Source organism: Maribacter taeanensis (genome assembly GCF_047345145.1).
In the GTDB taxonomy this organism is placed as follows: domain Bacteria; phylum Bacteroidota; class Bacteroidia; order Flavobacteriales; family Flavobacteriaceae; genus Maribacter_C.
Genome location: NZ_JBLFER010000007.1, coordinates 1 through 19,362 on the forward strand (window position 1 = coordinate 1; position 19,362 = coordinate 19,362).

The window sequence follows — 19,362 nt, forward strand, 5'->3', positions numbered from 1 at the left end:
TGCCGATGCGATTGACTTTACTCTTGTTAACGGCACAGTTAGCTTTACAGATGGTGCGCAATCACAAACTATCCTTATCGATGTAACCGAAGATCTAAACATTGAAGCAGATGAGAACTTTACTCTAGAACTTTCTAATATCGCTACCGCTAACGGATTCGTAACTGGATTTGCAGATGGGAATGCTACAAACACTGCTACAGGTACTATTATCAATGACGATAATGCAGCACCTGGTGATGGAGTATCCTTTGACAATGCCACAGTTTCTGTTATTGAAGGAAATCCTGGGGATAATGTTCAACTGTCTTTTGTTGTAAACTATACAGGAAGTATTCCTGCGGGTGAAACTGTTTCAGTTGACTACAATACCATTGTGGGTACTGCCGATGCGATTGACTTTACACTTGATAACGGTACAGTTAGTTTTACAGATGGTGCGCAGTCGCAAACCATTCTTATCGATGTAACCGAAGATCTAAACATTGAAGCAGATGAGAACTTTACTCTAGAACTTTCTAATATCGCTACCGCTAACGGATTCGTAACTGGATTTGCAGATGGGAATGCTACAAACACTGCTACAGGTACAATCATTGATGATGATATGGGTGAAATTATCGTAGAACCTTATATTGAAGAACATACAATAATGTGTAGTGAAACTATCCCAGAAGTACCTACACTTATTTTTACAGGAGGTTGTGGTAACTATACAGTAGATTTTACAGAAGTAGAAGAGTTTACCCAAGGTACTGATGATTACATGATCGTTAGAACTTGGAATGTTACTGACATTTGCGGAAACACGGCTTCTTTTCAACAACTAATCTTTGTAATGCAACCAGAAAGAGTATCAATTACAATTGATATTTGTACCGGAGATCCTGCAATAGATTTATTAGACTCTTTACCATCTGATTTCGATAGAACCGGTAATTTCATTGTTACCCAAGGTAATGTTAGTCTAAATGGAAACCTTTTTGAACCTATGGGTCTTGAATTAGGTGAATATCTAATTACTTATGAGTCCATCAATACTTCATGTAAATTTTACGCAGACTACATTATAAATGTAAATGCTGATTGCCTACCATGTGATATTAATGATTTAGTGGTGTCGAAAACAATAACCGTTAACGGCGATGGCATTAACGATTATTTCGAAATTTCAGGATTAGAAGATTGTGGTTACACCTATCAAGTTATGTTATTCAATCGATGGGGAACCAAGGTTTACGAATCTAATGATTATCAGAATGATTGGGGTGGATACGCGCCTAGCGGATCGATTGGTAGTTCAGGAATTCTTCCAACTGGGACATATTATTATATGATTACCCTATCGGATCCTGAAATCCAACCTATAAACGGATATATCTATATCGGTTCAAACAAGTAAGACTCCCAAATGTCAGAAATGAAAAAACTAATATATATACTAGTACTAATTGTGACCACGACGGCAAGTGCCCAGCAATTACCACAGTTTACGCAATATGTATATAATACAATGTCTGTAAATCCTGCATATGCAGGTAGTAGGGAAACCTTAAATATTACGGGGCTTCATCGAAATCAATGGGCTGGTATTGAAGGAAATCCAACTACCAGTACTTTTTCTATTCATTCTCCAGTAAAGTTCAGTAGGATTGGCTTAGGACTTACTTATATTAATGATAATTTAGGAGATGAAAGTACCAATTACGTTTATGGAAATGTTTCGTACACAGTTCCCCTGACTAGAACTGTGAATATGTCTTTCGGATTAAATGGCGGTGTCACCAACTATAATTTAAACGCAGATTTTAATGACCCCTTTTTCAACGATGGTTTTACCCCATGGAATCCGAATTTCGGGGCAGGAATATATGTTAGTAGCCGCATGTGGTACATTGGGCTCTCTTCACCTCGCCTATTGAATACAGATTTGAATCGAGGTGAGTTTGCTGCTATAGAACGGAACAGTTATTACACAATCGGAGGAATTGTTTTTGATGTGGGAAGAGATACCAAATTTAAAACTACCGCAATTGCTAAAATTACCAATGGAGCCCCTGCTACCTATGATATTACTGCAAGTTTTTTATTCTTTGATAAATTGTGGCTAGGAGCATCATATCGATTTAATGACGCTGATAGCTTTGGAATACTAGCTGATTATCAAATTTCAAATTCTTTTAGAGCTGGCTACGCCTATGACTTACCAACATCAGATATTCAACCTTACACTGGAGGAACACACGAAATTATACTAATCTATGAACTACCAATAAAAAGATTAGGAGGAATCAAATCACCCCGCTTCTTCTAAAGGAAAAAACAACCAACCAAAAAGCCCTTTTCAAAAATTTGAAAAGGGCTTTTATAGTTTTAACAAGCCGATATTACTCTAAAACACCGTCTACAATTCCGTATTTAATAGACTCTTCAGCGCCCATCCAATAATCACGGTCAAAATCTTTCATCACCCTTTCATAATCTTGTCCACAGTTCTCAGCTAAAATTCTAGCACTAAGCTCTTTCGTCTTTATGATTTCCTTAGCCTGAATTTCAATATTTGAAGCTTGTCCTCTAGCACCGCCACTTGGTTGGTGAATCATCACTTGAGCATGGGGTTGAATAAATCGCCTTCCTTTTTTTCCTACAGATAAAAGAATAGAACCCATTGATGCTGCTAGACCTGTGCAGATAGTTGAAACAGGGCTTTTTAATGATTTTATGGTATCGTACATTGCAAATCCAGAGGTAACATAACCTCCGGGGCTATTAATATACAACTGAATCTCTTTATTATTTTGCATATCCAAGTACAACAAACGATCTATCACGTGTTTTGCAGTGTCATCATCAACCATACCCCAAAGAAACACTTTACGTTCCTCTAGCATTTTTTCGTCTATAGCTTCTTGTATTTTTCCTTTTTTCGAACCCATTTTTTAATTTCTTGTTGAGCTTCAAAATTAATCAATTATTTATGAAAAAAGCACTCTAAATATTTCTCAATTATAAGTCCTTTTCATCTTTTAAAACAATGAATAACTAATCTATAAAATATTGATAATCTACATATTAATATAATATTTTTGTTAAAAAATTAATGCAATAAAAATTACATAGCTTGTTATTCGAGGTTAAAAAACCGAAAAATAAGACCGTATAACGTCTAAATTTTATCACCACTAAGCTTTAGGTTTTCTTTATAAGTCAGCAGTCAGTATCTCATCTTTAAAAAGATACTTTCAAATAGTACAAGAACAAACACTATGAAAATGCTTATAAAGAGAAGTTTGCTATTCACCCTTCTGATTATAGCCCAAAGTGGTTTTGGGCAAGATAATTTACAAGAAAAGGCAGATTACTATTTTAGCCAATTGTTCTATGCAAAGGCTATTCCTGAATATGAAAAAATGCTCAGTAGCAGTGATAATACTGATTATGCGAATCAAAGGCTTGCAGAATGTCATTTGAAAATGAGAAACGCTGAAAAAGCAATGCCATACTTAAAGGCGGTTGTTCTATCGGCAACACCTCCTCCTCCTGATTTCTACTTTATGTATGGTATGGTTTTGTATAATATAGGTGATAAAACAGGTGCGGAAAAATGGCTAAAAAAATATGATAAATATGGCAAAAACGATGTCAGAGTAAAAACATTTCTAAACAATGGAACCCTTGCCGAAATAATCTCTAACAAAGGAGATCTTTATGAGCTAGAAGCTGTTGATTTCAATTCGACTTATAGCGATTTTGGAGCTTTTGTAAAAAGTGACCATTTATATTTCGCATCTTCTCGAACTGATAACACCAAAGAAGAACTGTATGGGTGGACCGGAGAGCCTTGGCTTGATATTTATATGTTAAAAGAAAATGATCCTTTAGCAGAACCAGAACCAATTCCTGGTAATATCAATTCTGATTATCACGAAAGTTCTATGGTGTTCTCGTTAAATCATAAAAAAGAAACCGTTCTATATTTTACCGGTAATAAGTACTTCAAATTTAAAGGTAAAAACTACTTTAAGAAAAAAAAGAAAAAAGATCTAAATGCTAACCTAAATTTGAAAATTTTCAGCGCCATTAAATCATCAGGAAAATGGAAAGTAAATCAAGATCTTCCTATCAATAGCGAACATTTTTCTACTGGGCATCCCTTTGTAACCTCTGATGGAAAAAGAATCTACTTCGCCTCTGATAGACCTGGTGGGTATGGCGGATCGGATATTTATTATGCACCCATTCACAAAAGAGGAGGAATCGGTCAACCAAAAAATGCTGGTCCTGTTGTAAATACATCTGGCGACGAAATGTTTCCCTTTGTGGACAAAGAAGGGCGTTTATTTTTTACTTCTGATGGACATGTTGGATACGGCCTATTAGATATATTTTCTACGGTATTAAACGAGGAAAACAAAATTGTTGGAATTAATAATTTAGGAAATCCCATTAACACACCATCGGATGATTTCGCATACTTTGAACATGAAAAGGGTGGCACTGGCTACATTAGCTCTAATCGTGAAGGGGGCGTGGGAAGCGATGATATTTATAAGTTTAAATTTACTCCCTCGCTGTCCATTGCAGGAAAGATTACCGATGAGATAAACAAAAAACCCCTAGACAGTGTTAAAGTTAAAATCTACAATCAAAAAACCAACAGTATAGTAGCGGAACTTTTGACTGATGAAAAAGGGCACTATAGAACCTTCTTAACTCGTAACAGTGATTACAAAATCGAAGCCATTAGAAAAACACATTTGATTGCATCAGTGCAAGTCAAAACTCATAAAATCTCTAATAATGTTCGAGATATTCCTCAAAATCTTACTTTAGAACCCGTCTTGGATTTGAAGGTGTTAGCCGGTTTAAAAAAGATCAAATTTAATTATGACAAAAGTAACATTCGACCAGATGCTGCATATGAATTGGATAAAGTAGTACACTTAATTACTAAAATCTACCCTGAAATGGTAATTAAGATTGAAGCCCACACTACCCCCCTAGGAAGCCATAGTTACAATGATTTGCTTTCAAACCGCAGAGCAAAAGCCGTTTATGATTATTTGATTGAAAATGGTGTTTCTGAAAACAACATTCTTTCTTTCGAAGGTTTCGGAAAGAGAAGATCAATTAACGGGTGCGATGGCAATTTAGATTGCACAAATGAAGAACTTGAGCTTAGTCGTAGAATTGAATTTCCAATTGTTCAAATCAAAGGAAATATTAGCAACCTTAATCTTAGCTCAGCTATTACCAAAAACAAATAACCCACCCAAAATAGATTGTTGAGAGCAGGCTTGTCATTTTAATAACAAGGCTGCTTCTTTATAATTATATTTACATTGTTGTTTTATAAATAAAATCGAAAACCATGAAAAAAATTCTACTTCTAGCATCCCTCATTTTTGTTACCACTTCAAGTTTTATTGTATCAAATGCAATACAGGAAGAAACCATACTTCAAAAAGTGGCTAATGCAAACGGATTCCAAAATTGGAAGAATGTAGAGGAAATAAAGTTCACTTTCAATGTAGATCGAGACACCACACATTTCGAAAGAGATTGGACATGGAATCCTAAAACCAATGATATAACAGCAACATCAGCTGAGGGGACAATCAGTTACAATTGGGCCGATATGGATAGCGTTGCCTATAAGACCAATGGAGGCTTTATCAATGACAAATTCTGGTTACTTGCGCCTTATCAATTGGTTTGGGATGCCGACAATGTAACGCATAGCCATGTCATAGAAGATGTGGCACCCATGAGCAAAAAAGCCATGCAAAAACTGACCATTGTTTACGGCAACGAAGGAGGTTATACTCCAGGAGATGCTTATGATTTTTATTTTGGGGATGATCTCATTATTCAGGAATGGGTTTTCCGTAAATCAAATCAAGCTGAACCTTCAATGATTACCTCTTTTGAAGACTACAAAATGCTAAATGGGCTGAACATTGCCACAATGCATAAGATGGCTGAGGGAAGTTTCAAATTATATTTCACCAACCTGGAAGTAAAATAATTGGTACGTTTTTTGTTTCAAAAAGTAAACAAAACCGCCATATGAAACTAGCACTACTTTTTTTCTCTTTTTCAGTTACTTTATGTTTTGCTCAAAATCAATTTAAAGGTCTTCTTCTTGATTCACAAACCAAAGAGCCAATCGAGTTTGTGAATGTCTATAATGGAAAGGACTATACCATTAGTAACGAAGATGGGCGCTACGAATTCTCTACATCTAGAGACTCTGTTGTTTTTTATTTAATTGGATACGATAAACTGAAAACGACATTTGAACAACTTCAGGATACTATTTTATTAACTAAGAGTGTTTTCGAATTAAATGAAGTTGTTGTAACCAACGGAAAGACACTTTATCAAAAAGTGAAAGACTCCATACGCAAAAACTATAAGCTCGAGCCCTACAAAGAAAAATTCTTAATTAGAGCATTGGCCAAAAAAGATAATGAAATATGGAGAATTCAAGATTTACAAGGCAAGTTGAAACGAAATACTTTGTTCTATTTGAAAAATATGGAGCAAACAAAAAAAGACTACACGATTGAGTTAACAAATATGCGAAAACTAGGTGCTGTTACTGATGAAAACAATGCATACCTAAAATTCCCATCTTTCCAGCAAATACTTAATGAGTTAGTCACCATGAATATTGAAGAGTCAGAATTTGATATTGAAGAAAGTTTTTTTGAAAATGGAAGTAAAATAAAACTCACCTTCAAATCAAGACCCGAAGAAAAAGTCAAAAATATATCAGGGTACTATGTTATTGACGCCAAAACTTATGCAATTCAAACGTATCATTTAAAATCAGTTCCAAAAAACAACCCTTTTAAAAAGAACAAGTTCTTGAAATACCGTACTTCTTTTTATGACGTAACTGTCTATTTCAAAAAAAGTATTGAAAAAGATGCATACTTTATTAGTTCGGCCAAATCAATATACAAAGTGGAAACAACAGATGAAGAAAAATCTTTTAATCTAGTTTACGAACTAACCTCAATTTTGACAACTTCAGATAATTTTGGAGACTTCAAAGTCAAAAAGAACGTAAGCGCAACCAGGGATCTTTTCAAGTTAAAATATCCATATAATGCTGAATACTGGAATTCGCAAAACCAGTTATTACTAACTGAAGAAATGCAAGAATTCATTCAAAAAATGGGAAAAGAAAACAACGAATTCAAGGTAAGAAGCAACATGGATTAATTTTTTTTGTTCTTCAAAACAAAAGTAGCACCCAGAATAAAGAGCGCACAAATCAATAATACCCAAAAACAAGTCACTAAAGAAGACCTATCTGCAATTTGACCTAAAATTGGGGGTGCGCAGAGAAATCCTGCGTAGCCTGAACCGGCAATAAAGGCAATTCCTTGTGAAGATTCAACACCTTTCACATTACCTCCGATTCGGAATACTTCTGGAACCATAACTGAGAAGCCTAATCCGCTGAACGCAAAACCTAAGATTGCCAAATTCATTTGTGTTGAAAGTACTAATGCATAACCAACAAGCACAAATAGGGTTCCAAAAGCTACCATTTTAATTGAGCCAATTTTGGCACTTATACCATCTCCTAAAAACCGCCCTAAAGTCATTGTGATTTGAAAACCTAAGAACCCAGCTCCCCACAAAGCTTCTGGAGCGATACTAATTTCCTTAAGATACAATCCGCTCCAATCGACTATAGCGCCTTCGCTTCCCATGGCTATAAAAGAAATCAATCCTAATAATAAAAATGGCTTGAATACCTTCAAACTAAGAGGTTCCTTTTCTATTGCGGCCGCCACAATATGTTTAAACTTTTGATGAAATATTATATTTACCACCAAAACCAGAGCAACGGCTATTCCCATGTGTAAAACAGGATTATCCAAGGGGCCAATCAAAAAGCTTCCTAAGCCTGCAAGAACGCCTCCTAAACTAAAAAATCCGTGGGCAGCAGACATAAACTTTATATCATCTTTCTTTTCGACCTCAGTGACTAAGGTATTCATAGCGATATCAGTAAAACCATTCGATGCGCCAAAGAGAAATAGGCCTGCCATTAAAGTGTAATAACTCGGTGCAAGTAGAGGTAATATTGCCGCGGCACAACTACATAAAACACCGTACCAGGTAGCTTTACCTACCCCGACTTTATTAATAATTTTTGAAGAAATTGGGAAGACGGTAAAGACCCCAAGAGATAAAAAGAATATAGCAATGCCCAGTTGTGACTTGTCAATCTCCAAAGCCTCTTTTACAGTTGGAATATAGATCGCCCAAGTACCAAACAAAATATTTAGACTTGCAAAAACCCAAGCCGGTCCAAAATATGTAGGGTTTGAAAGTATAAGTCGAAGTGATTTCATTCGAGGCCTAATTTAAGCTGACTAAGATACTTGAAAAGATAGGATTTGATCAACAAAAAGACCGCCTAAAAAGACGGTCTAATGTGTATCAAAAATGGAAGGGTAAAATTGAGTCTATTAACCCCTTGTTTATATTATCCACATTGCTTTATAAAACTCCATCTGGTGAAATCTCTTTCATACAAGTTACCTCTATAGGTCACACGGTCGCCTACAAAATATCTTCTTCTGGGTGACCATTCTTCCACTCCACTGCATGCATTGATATCTCCCCCTGTATCACCGCCAACTGGTGGGTATATAGAATTTGTGCCTTGAATGTCTAACGAAGATATTCTTGCTTGCCTACTAGGTAAAACATTACCATTGAGATCAGTTATGGTCGGCAATCCATTCTTGCTAAAAGTATAGCTACCATACATCATGGTAGAATTAATATCAAATTGACTTGTTACTAAAGAAGCTGAATTACTTTTAAAGAATTGATCAACCGCATTGTCTTGAATATTATTAAAATTAATGCGGACAAAATTATCTCGATCACTTCGGTTTTGCTCATGAATATAACCCAAGGTATGTCCGATTTCATGAATAATAACAACCGCGGTGGCACGAGTTCCCAAGCGAATAAAGCCCCTTGAACCATTAACACCTAAAGTTGCTACTCCTGAATTACTATTAGATCCGGAAGAGGAAATAGTTACGTAATTCGATTCGTTTGTTCGTTCTTTAAAGCGAACGTTGGTCTTACTTGTCCATTCGTTAAAAGATTTTTGAAGCTCTGATCTAACAGATGAGCTCAATCCTGAAATACGATAAACAATCGTACTATTTGGCCATTTTCGAACACCACCGCCAAGAGCAAGGGCGCTGCGGTCATCTTGAGGCTCTGGATTTTCTTCAAAAGCATCAGCCGTATCTGATAATTGGTTTTCAAATAAACGTGTATCACCTCCAGCCAAACTATAAGTACCATCTTCTTCCAATCTGACTTTTACTTCATCTCCTAAAAAATATTTAGTGATAAATTTTGTTTCTTGATCCACAGCAATTTCTTCAACCGCCGTTTCTGGTTCATTACTAATACTATCCGTTTCACATGCCATAAAAGACATTGCAAATACAAAAGCCATAAGCAATGCGGGTAAAATTCTTTTCGTACGTTTCATTTTTTCATTTTTAGTTTTCATGTTCATTTTAATTTTGGGGTTAAAACTCATATATATGTACGCAGTGAATTCCCAGAATGTGATCAAAAACAGGGTGTTTTCGATGAACGGTAAGCACTAAAATTGTATTGAACTGATAATGATGGAGTTATAACCATCGAAAAATGCAAAAATGAGAACTATAGAACTTTTAAGAAACGCCCTCTAGAATTCCTTTTTTAAGAATTTGGCCGAAATGATACATGTCTTCAAATGAACAATAGAATGGTGCTGGTGCCAAGCGAATCACATTAGGCTCACGCCAATCAGTAATCACACCATTCTTCATTAAGTAATCGAACAAAGGTCGTCCTTGACCATGAAGAAATACGGAGAGTTGACAACCGCGATCTTCAGGAGTAATAATTTCAAAAGTACTTTCTACCTCTTTATCGATTTCATGAAGAACGAACTCCAAATATGATACTATTTTTTTTCGCTTTTCAATCAAAGCTTGCATACCCACCTCCTCGAACATTTCTAAAGATGCCAAATAAGGTGCAACCGATAATATAGGTGCATTACTAATTTGCCAAGCATCGGCATTTTCCATCGGTTCGAATTCAGGTTTCATCAAGAAACGTGTTTTCTTCTTTGTACCCCACCAACCCTCAAATCTCGGAATATCATCCTTACCTAAATGCCGTTCGTTTATAAAAACACCCGAAGCATTTCCAGGACCACTATTCATGTATTTATAACTGCACCAAGCTGCGAAGTCAGCACCCCAATCATGAAGTTTTAGTTCTACATTTCCGGCGGCATGGGCTAAATCCCACCCTACATGGGCACCTACAGATTTTCCTGCTTTGGTGATAGCTCCCATATCAAATACCTGACCGGTGTAGTAATTCACTCCACCAATCAAGACTAGAGCTAGCTCCTCACCTATTTCATTGATTTTGGCGATAACATCTTCAGTACGCCATTGGTTTTCGCCATCTCGTTTTTTGATTTCTACAAGGGCGTCATTGGGATCAAAACCATGGAATTTCACCTGACTTTGAAACATATACTGATCTGATGGAAAAGCCTTTTCCTCACAAATAATTTTATAACGCTTCAAAGTTGGTCTATAGAAGGAAACCATCAATAAATGTAAGTTCACGGTTAGCGTATTCATTACGGTAATCTCTTTGGTTTTGGCACCAACAACTTTTGCCAATGGCGACGCTAACCTTTCGTGGTAATCCCACCAAGGTTTCTCGCTATGAAAGTGTCCTTCAACCGCTAATTCTTCCCAATCAGTCATTACCTCGTCAACAAATTTTTTGGTACGCTTGGGTTGCAGACCGAGTGAATTTCCTGTGAAGTAAATCACCTGCTTTCCATCTACTTTAGGGAAATGAAATTCATCACGATACTTTCTCAACGGGTCGTTTTCATCTAGACTTCGAGCAAATTCTAAAGTATTCTGAAAGGGCATAAAAGCGTTTTGTTCAAATTTACGACTTCAAACTTGATATCTTAAGACTAAATATTGTCAAATTCAGTTAACCGCATTTCAATCAAATGCTTTTTAAATCCCACCTTTTCATAGGCCCTGATTGCACCAGGATTATCATCGTAAACGGTAAGTCGAACTTCTTGTAATCCCTTTGAAATAGACCATTTTCGTAGTTCATCAACAATTAGTTTATTAACTCCCTTCCCCCGAAAATCGGGTTCGGTAAACATAAAACCCAAATAGGAATAAAATTCATGATGCAAGTATGGTAGTGCCTTTTTGATTTTGGCATAGCCGGATGCAATTACCCTAGAATTATATTCAACTACTATCACTTCTGCATCTTCAGAATGTATCAATTCAGAAATATCATAATACGATATTGGATCTACGGCCAAAGTAGGATCCATAGGGCGCTCTGCTTTAATTATACCTTGTTCAAATTCTAATAAAACCGCTAAATCTTCTAATTTGGCAGGACGGACTTTAAATTCACTCATATATGTAGTACTAATTGTCAATACTCTAAAGTACTATATTTACAGAAAAAAATAACAATGCATTTTTTATCAGACGCATTAGAAAATTATATAAAAGACCACTCCGAAAACGAGCCCAAATTGTTACGAGAACTAACACGGGAAACTCATTTAAAAGTGATTCAACCTCGAATGATTACAGGTCATTTTCAAGGAAGAGTCTTAAGTATGCTTTCCAAGCTAATCCATCCGACGAATATATTAGAGATAGGCACCTATACAGGTTATTCAGCTATTTGCCTGGCTGAAGGACTAGGCAACGATGGACAATTGCATACCATTGACGTTAATGAAGAGTTGACTGAATTACAACGAAAGTACTTTGATAAGAGTGGTCATGGAAATCAAATCATTCAGCATACCGGTGATGCTGTTAATATAATTCCACAATTGGATATAGTTTTTGATTTGGTCTTTATTGATGCAGAAAAGAAGAGCTATGATGCTTATTTTGAAGCTGCAATTCAAAAAACAAAATCAGGGAGCATCATTCTTTCTGACAATGTACTCTGGTCAGGAAAAGTAGTAGAGCCTTTAGACCCAAAAGACAAGGCTACTAAAGTATTGCTTGACTTCAATAAAAAATTGAAAAAGGATAAAAGAGTAGAAACAGTGCTGCTGCCTATTCGTGACGGACTCACATTATGTAGGGTGCTATAAATTTTTGATGCATCCGATAGAAAACCCAACCAGAAAGAATTCCTATTAACATTCCTGCTAAAATATCTAAGGGATAATGCACGCCCAAATACATTCTACTAAAGGAAAAAAGTATGGGCCATATTAATAGTAGATACGACCACTTCATTTTCCGTTTTAGATACAACATCGTTAATGTTGCAATGCTAAACGAGCTAGCAGCATGACCTGATATAAAACTATAATCCGACGGTTTTATCAATACGCGCAACAGGTTATGTAAGCCTGAGTCATTAACAGGCCTCAAACGACCAAAATATTCTTTAGTAAAAAAAATAATTATCGTAACTATAATCAACATAGATAAGAATGAGAGGAAAACCCAAAAACCTTCCTTGCGATTGTACATTCTAAAAAGAAGGATAATCATAAAAAGAAAAAGTGGAATCCAGGTCAGAAAATTAGTTGTGATAAGCCAAAATGAATCAAACTGTTTTGCGCCAAGATTATTTAAATAGATGAGTGTTTCTTGATCCCATTCTAACAATTTTTCAAACATTCTATTTTCTTTTGATGACGCCGGTGATATCTTCTACACCATCTTTTACCTCATCAATCTCTTTGGTAAGTCCTGAGGTCAAATTTCCTTTTACCTCATCGATATCTTTTTTAATATCTGAAACAAAACTCGTATCGATACCTTGCTTATCAGCACTTCTTTGAATTTCTTGCTTGATATCTTCTGTAGCGTCTTTCAATTGACGCATGCCCTTACCCAAACCTTTGGCAATTCCTGGAATTTTATCCGCACCAAAGACCATTACCACTATAAACATGATAAAAAATATCTCACCGCCGCTAATAAATAAAAAGTGCACTAAAAACATACTACAAATATAATCAAGTTTAGCAACTACGCTTATTAAAAAAGCCCTGTAATATACAGGGCTCGTTTTTATTAATTATGGAATACACTATCCTTTAATTTTCTCCTTCATCTTGTCAAAATCACTCTTCTCCTCTTTTCTTGGCCAACCGTTATTAGTAGTATCGATATCTGCCGTTTCAGCTTTCGGATCTACCACAATACCAGTCAATTCTTTTTGAGACGAAAGAACAACACTTACTTCTTTATCGTTCTTTCTCCAGATCTCTGCAGGATATGTGATGTTCTCAGTAGACCCATCAGCATAGGTGTATTCTACAATTAAAGGCATTGGAATTCCACCCGGCTTATCATAAGTCACCTCGTAAAAATACTTTGGCTCCTTAACCGCAGCTCTCTCGGCCGCAGTCATATTGTCCATCATGAACTCTTTTAATGTAGTTGAATTATCCGATGGACTTTTACCCTTTAAATTAGGGTCAAAATCAGCACTTCCCTCTTCTACTAAATGAACTAAAGGAGGTAAATCATCCATAGATTGACCACTTTCTGCTATTGCAGCTTTGAGTTTTTCTGAAGGGTTATTACTAACATAGTATTTTTTGAGTCCTTTTACACCTATATCAACGTAATCAGTTGTGTAAAACCATCCTCTCCAATAGTAATCTAAATCTACGGCAGAAGCATCTTCCATAGTTCTGAAGAAATCTTCAGGGGTTGGGTGCTTGAACATCCATCTTTTGGAATAGGTCTTAAAGGCATGGTCAAACAATTCTCTTCCCATGACTGTTTCTCTAAGAATATTTAATGCTGTAGCTGGTTTTCCATAAGCATTTGGACCTAACTGATATACATTTTCAGGGTTCGACATAATTGGCGAAATCGTACTTTGATCACCACTCATATAAGGAACAATTTTCGCAGCTGCACCTCTTCTTGACGGATATGCTTTGTTTGGTGCTACAGCCTCAGGGAATGCTTCTCCAAATTCTTGTTCAGCCATGTATTGCATGAAAGTATCTAAGCCTTCATCCATCCATCCCCACTGACGCTCGTCAGAGTTTACAATCATTGGAAAGTAGTTATGACCTACTTCGTGAATAATTACACTAATCATTCCATATTTAACACGATCAGAATACGTACCATCAGGATTCGGACGACCGTAATTCCAGCAAATCATTGGGTATTCCATACCTTGATTCTTTGCATGCACAGAAATCGCCTTAGGATAAGGATAGTCAAACGTATGCGAAGAATAAGACTTCAAAGTATGCGCAACCGCTTTCGTAGAATACTCCTCCCAAAGTGGATTTCCTTCTGGCGGATACATTGAAACCGCCATCACATCTTTGTTACTCATTTTTACAGCTTGCATATCCCAAATGAATCTTCTTGAAGTAGCAAAACCGTAATCACGAACATTCTTAGCTTTAAATTTCCAAGTTTTTTTCTTTTCAGAAAATCCTTTTGAAGCTTCTTCGGCCTCTGCTTGGGTAACAATAACAACAGGTTTATCATATGACTTCTTCGCTTTCTCGTAGCGCTTCATCATCTCTTTTGAATAGACTTCTTTTCTATTTTGAAGCGTACCGGTAGCATCTAAAACATGATCGGCTGGTACTGTAATATTTACATCATAATCACCAAAATTTAAAGCAAATTCTCCATTGCCCCAGAATTGATGATTTTGCCATCCTTCAACATCATTATAAACCGCCATTCTTGGAAAGAATTGAGCAATCACATACGCGCGATGTCCATCAGCAAACTCTTCGTATCCTGAGCGCGCTCTATTTACGGTATGATCAGGAACATTGAAATTCCATTTGATTGAGAAAGAAATTTGAGCTTTACTTTTTAGCGGTTGTGGTAAATCAATACGCATCATTGTGAAATTAACAGTATAAGGAAGTGCTTTTCCAGCAGCATCCTTCACATGTTCAATAACAAAACCGCCATCAAAAGGCTCACCCAGAAACTTACCATTAAAGGTAGATGGTCTATATGCGAGAGGAACTCCATCTCCATTTTTCAAAGCTGCTTTCGAATCTTTTTCTCTTATATTCTGATCTAACTGTACCCAAAGAAACTCTAAATCATCTGGAGAATTATTGATGTACGTAATGGTCTCATCACCATAAATTTTATGGTTTTTATCATCAAGCTCGATATTCATTACATAATTAGCTTGTTGCTGATAGTAATCAGGGCCCGGTGCGCCTGAAGCAGAACGATATGTATTCGGAGTTGCAAACTCTTCATACAGTTGTTTAAATTTACTTTGATTGGTGTGACCTGGTTCCTTTTCTTTTGGTGTTTCTTCCTGAGCTGTCAACACAGCACCAAATAAGAAAAGTACCGATGCGAAACAATACTTAATTTTTATCATCTTTTGAGTTAATTATTAATACTATGAAGTCATTCATCTTCCGTCGAAAAGTAAAGTTTTTTTAAGAAATTGTTAAGAAATGTTACAAGTTTAACATTCCTTTAGTATCAGATTTTACCAATACGAAACTCTTTTTTTGGTCTTTGATCTTAAAGTGAAGTACATTTTGCTGCTCATCATAAAGATCAGTAAGTATTTCATTCTTTATTTGGATGGATTTTACTGAGGGCAAATTGACTTGCGGCACCTCTATATAAAAGATGCAAACATCATTGTCATATTTTCTACCAATAAGATCATAGGATACATTCTCTCCATTAATGGCAACCTCAAACTTAAGTCGCAAATACTTTTCTAAATACTCCTCAGTAAGTTTTGATTCATCGTCAGTTGCCAATTTAGCTGTTACATCGTAACGTTCTAACAAAACTGCCTCTAAGTCATCAATAAAGACCCGAGACGTAATTTGCAAAGCCTCATCTTTTTCGGAGTAACCAACATTGGTAACGCTAACGTAAAATTTATGTGCGACTGTAAAGGCAAATAAGGGAAGTAATAATACAAGAAATCCCTTTTTTAAATGTTTCATAAAGTGTTCAATTTCTATCTTTCAAAAGTAAGCAAATGGTATGCCAAGATACAATTCAATCTAAGTCATTGTTTTTGCGGTATTTTGAACTCTGTTTTCTCATGAACTCCCACAACTTCAATTTATCATTATCTGATACTAGGGAGGCAAAATTAGAATCTGTCTCACAGAAATATACAAAATCATCTATATGCTTCTTGGGAATTTTCAGGTTACTTATATAAAGAGAGTCTTTATAATATTTTCTGACTTCTTTTATCATTTCGACATTTGAATCTCGTGCAATTCTTTCATTCAGCATTTTTGTTCGACCAGAAAAATAGTTGAAAATCGGATCTGTATCCACCTTAAAACCAAATCCGATCTGAAGATCCCAAGTACGAGCCGTGTATAATTGTCTTTGCGCTTGTGTAATTGGTTCTAAATTAGAGTTCGGTAAATTCTCAGTGGAAGCAGTGATAATTGGACCTATTTTGAGTTTACTCATATCACGATCTAATGCACCAGAAAGATTATACGGCATGACTACTACTTCATTCAATTCAGTTATAGCCGCTTCTAAAATCACTGTAACCAACTCTGTCTCTAATATACTCAAATCAACCACAAGCTCTTTTTGCTTATACTGAACCGCCGAAAAAACTAGAGTGTCATTAAGTTTCACTGATATGGTAAAAAAGCCATTTGCATCTGTAATTGTGCCTTTATTAGAGCTAATGTTTGATACATGTGTTGCGGCTACATCACTATCTTTGGCAAAGACACGACCCTCAATTTTTGTTTGATAATTTTGGGCATTCAAAGCAAAATGAATCATCAATAGAAATGGTATAAAAAGATATCTTTTTAATCTCATATCACTACATCATTATTCTAAGCCATTGTTTTTTCGATAGACTAAACTGTTACGTTCTAAAAATTCAAATAATCTTAAAATATCATCAGATTCAACTACTTCTGTATACGCTGAATCTACTTCGCAAAAATTCATAAAGTCATTGATGTTCTCCTTCGGAATTTTCAATTCTTGTTCATAAATAGAATCATGGTAAAATCGCTTTACTTTATTCAACAAAGCAATTTCCCCATCAATAGCAACATACTTTTTGAGCTTCTTTGTTCTGCCTGTAACCCGATTCAATATCTTATGAATATTAATCATCACCATCGGATTGAAGGTAGAATCTAAAGCGTAGTGTCCAAATTCAATAAACTTTCCACTATCAGCTTCAGCCAGCTTTCTTTCGTTTTGGGTTTTTACTTTTACATAGGCATTCGGAAGCCCTAATGTTGATGCCGTAACAATAGGTGCTATTTTTAATCGTTTTGCATCTCGGTTTAAATCTCCTGTTAAATTATAAGGAGTAACCACTACCTCATCAAGTTTGGTAAGTGATGCTTCTAAGGGCACTATTAATTTTTCGTTTTCAAGAATTTTTACATCTATTACAATTTCCTTTCGCTTGTATTGTACCGCAGAAAAAACGAGGGTGTCATTGAGTTTTACCGAAATCGCAAAAAAGCCATTTTCATCTGTAATTGTACCTTTGTTTGAACTTACATTTGATACGTGTGTTGCGGCTACATCACCATCTTTACTATATACTCTTCCCTCCAATTTTGTCGCATACTCTTGCGCATTTACTCGAATTCCGAAGAAAAGTAAAAACAGTAAAACAATATGTTTAGCTGAGATTTTCAATATGTTATTTTGAAATTACTGCATGTAATGCCTAATCGAGATCATTATTCTTTCGATAGACCAAGCTCTTTTTTCGAATAAACTCCCATATTTTTAGGCGATCATGAGTATCTACCACCTTTTGAAATTCTTGATCTACTTCACAAAAATATAAGAGGTCATCAATTTTAGTTTCAGGAATCTTCAAATCAGTTCGAAATAAAGAGTCAGGGTAGAACTCTTTTACACGCTCAGTTCTTGAATACAATTTGTTTCTGGCAATTCGCTTCTTCAACATTTTGGTTCTTCCGCTTATTCCATTCAAAATCGGATTTAACGGAATCAAACCACTTCCTGAAGTTGCTTCAAAAAGTTCGCGCTCAGCCTTTGTAATTGGTAACACATATGCATTCGGTAATTCTAAAGTAGAAGAGGTAACTACGGGGTCGGTTTTTATGATATCAATATCTTTGGTAATATCACCAGTCAAATTATAAGGGGTTACCACTACCTCATCCAATTCAGTAAGGGCGTCTTCCAAATAAACGTTAAAGGTTCGCTGCTGTAAAATTTCTCTTGATACTACTATTTCTTGCTTTTTGAACTGAACAGCGGAAAAAACTAAGGTATCGTTCAAATTAGCAGTGATTTGAAAAAACCCATCAAAATCGGTAATAGTGGCACGATCAGTAGAAATGTTTTGAACGGTTGTAGCAGAAACGTCACCGTCTTTACTATACACTCTACCTTCTAGCTTTTTGGAAAAAAGACTCTGAGCTCCAAGTGAGGCAGAAATCAAAAGAAAACCTAAGAAAAAAATACTATTTCTTATCATCTATTTCCGCAAGAAAAATTTGGCTTTCGGTAACTAAGAATTCAATTAATTCAAACTCGTTCTCTTTTTTTAAAAGAGATTGGGTAGGCATTTTTGTATCGCAATAAAATAAAAAAGCATCGATCTTATCTTGTGGAAGCTGAAGATCTACCACAAAAAATTCATCGTCATAGACTTGACGCATTACTTCACTCACCTTTAAGGGAGCCTTTTCTTCGGTCTTATTCTTTTTTAGGGCTTTAGCCAATGCCTTGTAGATTCCAACAAAGTTTAGACCATTTTGCATACCACGCTCAGACTGAGAAAGTCCGATGTTCTCGACCTCAGATGAACGATCGATTTCATATTCAAACTCTTCCTTTAAAATTTTATTCTTAACCTGTAAAAAGCGTTCTTGCTGCTCAGGGGTAACAACTACCTCTTCTAGCTCTGTAACTTTCTCATTTACTTCAATTACCAATCGGTTGTTCTTTAGAATTTCGTCAGTGATTTTTACGATTTCAATCTGATAATTAAGCGCAGAAAAAACCAATTCATCATCAACTTTAACTCGAATAGCATATTCCCCATTTTCATTAGTAATTGTTGCCATTTCAGAGGTAGCATTAATTACATTTTCATTAGGCACACTTACATTACGATAGAGCACTTTACCCCGTAAAATAACCCGGCCATCCTCTTGTGAAATTGCAGATAGTGAAAATAAAAATGTAATAACAAGTAAAAATTGTTTCATATCTCGTTTTTAATCTAAAACATTCCTTCGCT

At 35.8% G+C, this 19,362-nt stretch carries 19 protein-coding genes; 6 read left to right on the forward strand and 13 right to left on the reverse strand.

All coding sequences use genetic code 11. The annotated features are described in order from the left end of the window. Positions 1–1,402, forward strand: a 1,402-nt coding sequence (locus ACKWCD_RS17895; protein ID WP_413985338.1) for a gliding motility-associated C-terminal domain-containing protein, incomplete at its 5' end; no start/stop codon positions are given. An 18-nt stretch (positions 1,403–1,420) separates the two neighbouring features. Continuing rightward, the gene (locus tag ACKWCD_RS17900; RefSeq protein ID WP_413985339.1) at positions 1,421–2,314 is read left to right on the forward strand and encodes a PorP/SprF family type IX secretion system membrane protein; all 894 of its coding nucleotides are present in this window, start codon (positions 1,421–1,423) and stop codon (positions 2,312–2,314) included. A 73-nt stretch (positions 2,315–2,387) separates the two neighbouring features. Here ACKWCD_RS17900 and ACKWCD_RS17905 read toward each other — a convergent pair whose 3' ends face one another. Continuing rightward, a complete protein-coding gene (locus ACKWCD_RS17905) occupies positions 2,388–2,936 on the reverse strand; it encodes a ClpP family protease (protein WP_413985340.1) in 549 nt (182 codons plus the stop codon). Between the two features lie 336 nt (positions 2,937–3,272). Here ACKWCD_RS17905 and ACKWCD_RS17910 point away from each other — a divergent pair, with 336 nt between their 5' ends. The 3 genes from ACKWCD_RS17910 (at position 3,273) to ACKWCD_RS17920 (ending at position 7,233) form a co-directional block, all read left to right on the forward strand. After that, positions 3,273–5,267: an OmpA family protein gene (locus ACKWCD_RS17910; protein ID WP_413985341.1), complete on the forward strand. Its 1,995-nt coding sequence runs from the start codon at positions 3,273–3,275 to the stop codon at positions 5,265–5,267. 104 nt (positions 5,268–5,371) lie between these two features. Then, positions 5,372–6,028 (forward strand): hypothetical protein, encoded by a 657-nt coding sequence (locus ACKWCD_RS17915; protein ID WP_413985342.1) that lies wholly within the window; start codon positions 5,372–5,374, stop codon positions 6,026–6,028. A 41-nt stretch (positions 6,029–6,069) separates the two neighbouring features. Next, positions 6,070–7,233 carry a peptidase associated/transthyretin-like domain-containing protein gene (locus tag ACKWCD_RS17920; RefSeq protein WP_413985343.1) on the forward strand — a complete coding sequence of 388 codons (1,164 nt, stop codon included), beginning with the start codon at positions 6,070–6,072 and terminating at the stop codon, positions 7,231–7,233. Here ACKWCD_RS17920 and ACKWCD_RS17925 read toward each other — a convergent pair. The 4 genes from ACKWCD_RS17925 to ACKWCD_RS17940 form a co-directional block, all read right to left on the reverse strand. Then, positions 7,230–8,378 carry an MFS transporter gene (locus ACKWCD_RS17925; protein WP_413985344.1) on the reverse strand — a complete coding sequence of 383 codons (1,149 nt, stop codon included), beginning with the start codon at positions 8,376–8,378 and terminating at the stop codon, positions 7,230–7,232. The genes ACKWCD_RS17920 and ACKWCD_RS17925 overlap by 4 nt on opposite strands. A gap of 134 nt (positions 8,379–8,512) precedes the next feature. Further along, positions 8,513–9,547, reverse strand: coding sequence for a M12 family metallopeptidase (locus tag ACKWCD_RS17930; RefSeq protein ID WP_413985345.1), 1,035 nt, complete (start codon positions 9,545–9,547; stop codon positions 8,513–8,515). Between the two features lie 190 nt (positions 9,548–9,737). After that, on the reverse strand, positions 9,738–11,012 hold the full coding sequence (gene kynU / locus ACKWCD_RS17935; protein ID WP_413985346.1) for a kynureninase: 1,275 nt from the start codon (positions 11,010–11,012) through the stop codon (positions 9,738–9,740). Positions 11,013–11,059: 47 nt separating this feature from the next. Continuing rightward, positions 11,060–11,533: a GNAT family N-acetyltransferase gene (locus ACKWCD_RS17940; RefSeq protein ID WP_413985347.1), complete on the reverse strand. Its 474-nt coding sequence runs from the start codon at positions 11,531–11,533 to the stop codon at positions 11,060–11,062. Between the two features lie 57 nt (positions 11,534–11,590). Between ACKWCD_RS17940 and ACKWCD_RS17945 the strand changes: the two genes are divergently transcribed. Further along, on the forward strand, positions 11,591–12,232 hold the full coding sequence (locus tag ACKWCD_RS17945; protein WP_413985348.1) for an O-methyltransferase: 642 nt from the start codon (positions 11,591–11,593) through the stop codon (positions 12,230–12,232). Here the strand turns inward: ACKWCD_RS17945 and ACKWCD_RS17950 are convergent. The 8 genes from ACKWCD_RS17950 to ACKWCD_RS17985 all read right to left on the reverse strand — a co-directional run bounded on the left by ACKWCD_RS17950 (position 12,210) and on the right by ACKWCD_RS17985 (position 19,330). Continuing rightward, positions 12,210–12,770, reverse strand: coding sequence for a phosphatase PAP2 family protein (locus tag ACKWCD_RS17950; protein WP_413985349.1), 561 nt, complete (start codon positions 12,768–12,770; stop codon positions 12,210–12,212). The genes ACKWCD_RS17945 and ACKWCD_RS17950 overlap by 23 nt on opposite strands. 1 nt (position 12,771) lies before the next feature. Continuing rightward, positions 12,772–13,098 carry a Sec-independent protein translocase subunit TatA/TatB gene (locus ACKWCD_RS17955; protein WP_413985350.1) on the reverse strand — a complete coding sequence of 109 codons (327 nt, stop codon included), beginning with the start codon at positions 13,096–13,098 and terminating at the stop codon, positions 12,772–12,774. 87 nt (positions 13,099–13,185) lie between these two features. Further along, positions 13,186–15,489, reverse strand: coding sequence for a M1 family metallopeptidase (locus tag ACKWCD_RS17960; RefSeq protein WP_413985351.1), 2,304 nt, complete (start codon positions 15,487–15,489; stop codon positions 13,186–13,188). 82 nt (positions 15,490–15,571) lie between these two features. Next, positions 15,572–16,078, reverse strand: a complete 507-nt coding sequence (locus ACKWCD_RS17965; protein ID WP_413985352.1) for a DUF6702 family protein — start codon at positions 16,076–16,078, stop codon at positions 15,572–15,574. 55 nt (positions 16,079–16,133) lie between these two features. Further along, a complete protein-coding gene (locus ACKWCD_RS17970) occupies positions 16,134–16,934 on the reverse strand; it encodes a carboxypeptidase-like regulatory domain-containing protein (RefSeq protein WP_413985353.1) in 801 nt (266 codons plus the stop codon). Between the two features lie 12 nt (positions 16,935–16,946). Continuing rightward, the gene (locus ACKWCD_RS17975; RefSeq protein WP_413985354.1) at positions 16,947–17,780 is read right to left on the reverse strand and encodes a carboxypeptidase-like regulatory domain-containing protein; all 834 of its coding nucleotides are present in this window, start codon (positions 17,778–17,780) and stop codon (positions 16,947–16,949) included. A 31-nt stretch (positions 17,781–17,811) separates the two neighbouring features. Beyond that, complete coding sequence (locus tag ACKWCD_RS17980; RefSeq protein WP_413985355.1) at positions 17,812–18,594, reverse strand: carboxypeptidase-like regulatory domain-containing protein; 783 nt, start codon at positions 18,592–18,594, stop codon at positions 17,812–17,814. Then, positions 18,581–19,330, reverse strand: coding sequence for a carboxypeptidase-like regulatory domain-containing protein (locus tag ACKWCD_RS17985; RefSeq protein WP_413985356.1), 750 nt, complete (start codon positions 19,328–19,330; stop codon positions 18,581–18,583). The genes ACKWCD_RS17980 and ACKWCD_RS17985 overlap by 14 nt, the downstream gene beginning before the upstream one ends. Positions 19,331–19,362 lie beyond the last annotated feature (32 nt).

Coding starts and splice junctions, on each gene's coding strand:
- ACKWCD_RS17905 (WP_413985340.1), bottom strand. CDS start 2,936: ATGGGTTCGAAAAAAGGAAAAATACAAGAAGCTATAGACGAAAAAATG.
- ACKWCD_RS17910 (WP_413985341.1), top strand. CDS start 3,273: ATGCTTATAAAGAGAAGTTTGCTATTCACCCTTCTGATTATAGCCCAA.
- ACKWCD_RS17900 (WP_413985339.1), top strand. CDS start 1,421: ATGAAAAAACTAATATATATACTAGTACTAATTGTGACCACGACGGCA.
- ACKWCD_RS17970 (WP_413985353.1), bottom strand. CDS start 16,934: ATGAGATTAAAAAGATATCTTTTTATACCATTTCTATTGATGATTCAT.
- ACKWCD_RS17940 (WP_413985347.1), bottom strand. CDS start 11,533: ATGAGTGAATTTAAAGTCCGTCCTGCCAAATTAGAAGATTTAGCGGTT.
- ACKWCD_RS17965 (WP_413985352.1), bottom strand. CDS start 16,078: ATGAAACATTTAAAAAAGGGATTTCTTGTATTATTACTTCCCTTATTT.
- ACKWCD_RS17930 (WP_413985345.1), bottom strand. CDS start 9,547: ATGAAACGTACGAAAAGAATTTTACCCGCATTGCTTATGGCTTTTGTA.
- ACKWCD_RS17985 (WP_413985356.1), bottom strand. CDS start 19,330: ATGAAACAATTTTTACTTGTTATTACATTTTTATTTTCACTATCTGCA.
- ACKWCD_RS17980 (WP_413985355.1), bottom strand. CDS start 18,594: ATGATAAGAAATAGTATTTTTTTCTTAGGTTTTCTTTTGATTTCTGCC.
- ACKWCD_RS17955 (WP_413985350.1), bottom strand. CDS start 13,098: ATGTTTTTAGTGCACTTTTTATTTATTAGCGGCGGTGAGATATTTTTT.
- kynU (WP_413985346.1), bottom strand. CDS start 11,012: ATGCCCTTTCAGAATACTTTAGAATTTGCTCGAAGTCTAGATGAAAAC.
- ACKWCD_RS17920 (WP_413985343.1), top strand. CDS start 6,070: ATGAAACTAGCACTACTTTTTTTCTCTTTTTCAGTTACTTTATGTTTT.
- ACKWCD_RS17925 (WP_413985344.1), bottom strand. CDS start 8,378: ATGAAATCACTTCGACTTATACTTTCAAACCCTACATATTTTGGACCG.
- ACKWCD_RS17950 (WP_413985349.1), bottom strand. CDS start 12,770: ATGTTTGAAAAATTGTTAGAATGGGATCAAGAAACACTCATCTATTTA.
- ACKWCD_RS17915 (WP_413985342.1), top strand. CDS start 5,372: ATGAAAAAAATTCTACTTCTAGCATCCCTCATTTTTGTTACCACTTCA.
- ACKWCD_RS17960 (WP_413985351.1), bottom strand. CDS start 15,489: ATGATAAAAATTAAGTATTGTTTCGCATCGGTACTTTTCTTATTTGGT.
- ACKWCD_RS17945 (WP_413985348.1), top strand. CDS start 11,591: ATGCATTTTTTATCAGACGCATTAGAAAATTATATAAAAGACCACTCC.